The sequence below is a fragment of the Synechococcus sp. R6-5 genome (genome assembly GCF_047461775.1).
GTDB lineage: Bacteria > Cyanobacteriota > Cyanobacteriia > Thermostichales > Thermostichaceae > Thermostichus.
This window is the reverse complement of record NZ_JANSHV010000297.1, coordinates 1-1,838: the sequence shown is the minus strand read 5'-3', so window position 1 is coordinate 1,838 and position 1,838 is coordinate 1. Positions and strand designations below refer to the sequence as shown.

2 protein-coding genes and 1 pseudogene are annotated in these 1,838 nt (G+C 61.2%); all 3 read left to right on the top strand.

All coding sequences use genetic code 11. The features are described from left to right. Nucleotides 1-472: pseudogene (locus NW818_RS13055) on the top strand (single-stranded-DNA-specific exonuclease RecJ); the annotation flags it as partial. Next, nucleotides 462-1,127 carry a metallophosphoesterase family protein gene (locus tag NW818_RS13050; RefSeq protein ID WP_414424795.1) on the top strand — a complete coding sequence of 222 codons (666 nt, stop codon included), beginning with the start codon at nucleotides 462-464 and terminating at the stop codon, nucleotides 1,125-1,127. The pseudogene NW818_RS13055 and the gene NW818_RS13050, both read left to right, overlap by 11 nt. Nucleotides 1,128-1,185: 58 nt before the next feature. Continuing rightward, entirely contained in the window at nucleotides 1,186-1,797 is a 612-nt protein-coding gene (gene rdgB / locus NW818_RS13045; RefSeq protein WP_414352059.1) for an RdgB/HAM1 family non-canonical purine NTP pyrophosphatase, read from the top strand. Nucleotides 1,798-1,838 lie beyond the last annotated feature (41 nt).

Sequence of the window (1,838 nt, the reverse complement as noted above, 5' to 3'; positions counted from 1 at the left end):
AAGGCCTACGGCCCGCTATCGCGAACGGCGGTACCTGACTCTCCACTACGACCGTCCCCAAGCCGGCCACCGCTATGATCAACTCTGGTTGTGGAGCTGGCCCCCTTCTCTGGATCACCTCAAGTGGCTGCTCTGTTGCACCCCCAGCAGCGAGCTGTTGATTGCCGTCCATCAGCAAGCGGTGCCCCTGCCCTCCGCCACCGGCTTGCAACGCCAGCTCCGCCAATACCTGCAAACCCACAGCCAGGTGGATCTGCTGCGCTTGGCCCAGCAGTGGTGGCTGTCTCCGGCAGTGTTGGTGGCAGGATTACGCTCCCTGGGGTACGCCTGCCCAGATTTTGGCCCCACGGGATCCCTCGGCGAAGAACTGGAAGCCCAGCAGGCTTGGTACAACAGCTCCTGGCAGCAAGTTGCCGCCCTGCTTCAGGGATCCCACCTGGATTCTTCTGCTGCAGAGGCCCATGGGGATTAAACTGCTGCTCGGCTCTGACTACCACGGCAGCGCTCGGCTGATCCGGCAGGCCCTTGCCCATCTGCCGGAGGTGGATGCTTACATCAACTGCGGGGATTTCTGTTCCAAGGCCGGCAAACCTTCCCGCAAGGCCACCCAGGGCTTTCATCCGGCAGCCCAAGCAGAGGTGGTTCATCTGCAATCCTTTTTGGCGGCAGTGGAGAGCCTGGGCAAACCCTGGCTCTTTTTACCTGGCAACCACGATCCAGCAGCTTCGGTTTTGAATTCGCTGGTTGGCCGTTGGGGACGGGCCATCACCCAGTCCTGCTGCTTTGAGTGGCTGGGGTTACAGGTTTTGGCTGTACCCTGGACTCCCCCCTGTGGTTGGAGCTGGTCTCTCACCTCCGCCCATTTGCAGGAGCTGCTCGCCCTCTACAGTCAACCCCCCCGGCCCATTGACCTGCTGCTCACCCATGCTCCGCCGCGAGGCTTTTTGGATGAAGGCGGGAAGTGGTATCACCGTCGCACACCCACCTTGCGCCCCCTTTTGGAACAGGTGCAGCCGCGCTACTACATCTGCGGACACATGCACTGGGATGGGGGCAAGGTAGAGCGATGGGGATCCACCCTGGTGATTAACACAGCCCTGCACAACATGGTTCTCGAGATCCATTAGGCAGGAAGCCCTTGGACAGTCTTCCGCCTCCTCAGATTTCCACTCGTAGGAACCTTCCATGACCCGTCCTTTGATCTTGGCCAGCAGTAGCCCCGGCAAATGGCGCGAGTTCAATGCCTTTTTCCAGGCCCATGCCCCTGCTTGGGAGCTGCGCCGCATGCCCTCAGAAATTGAGGTGGAAGAAACCGGCACCACCTTTGCCGAAAATGCCCTTCTCAAAGCCAGAGCCGTGGCCAAGTCTCTGGGGGAGTGGGCCATTGCCGACGATTCCGGCCTAGCGGTAGAAGCCCTTGGCGGCGTCCCTGGGATCCGCTCGGCTCGCTATGCCCCCAACGATGCTGCCCGCATCGAGCGGTTGCTCAGGGAAATGGAAGGGATCCCAAATCGCCGGGCCACCTTTCACTGCGCCATCGCCCTGGTGGATCCCCAAGGTGTAGTGCATGCCCTGGTGGAAGGGGTATGCTCGGGAGAGATCTTGACCCAGCCGCGGGGAGAGGGGGGGTTTGGCTATGACCCCCTGTTTTGGGTGCCCGAAGTGGGGCTAACCTTTGCCGAGATGAGCCCAGCTCAAAAAGAGGCCATCGGCCACCGAGGCCGAGCCTTGCGCGCCTTGAAAGCGCAGTTGCCTCTCCTGGAGAAGCGTATGGGCTGGCTTGGATCCCAGCAATAGCCCCCGATGTCCTGGCTGGGGAGCATGACTCTAGTCAATAA

Coding starts and splice junctions, on each gene's coding strand:
- NW818_RS13050 (WP_414424795.1), top strand. CDS start 462: ATGGGGATTAAACTGCTGCTCGGCTCTGACTACCACGGCAGCGCTCGG.
- rdgB (WP_414352059.1), top strand. CDS start 1,186: ATGACCCGTCCTTTGATCTTGGCCAGCAGTAGCCCCGGCAAATGGCGC.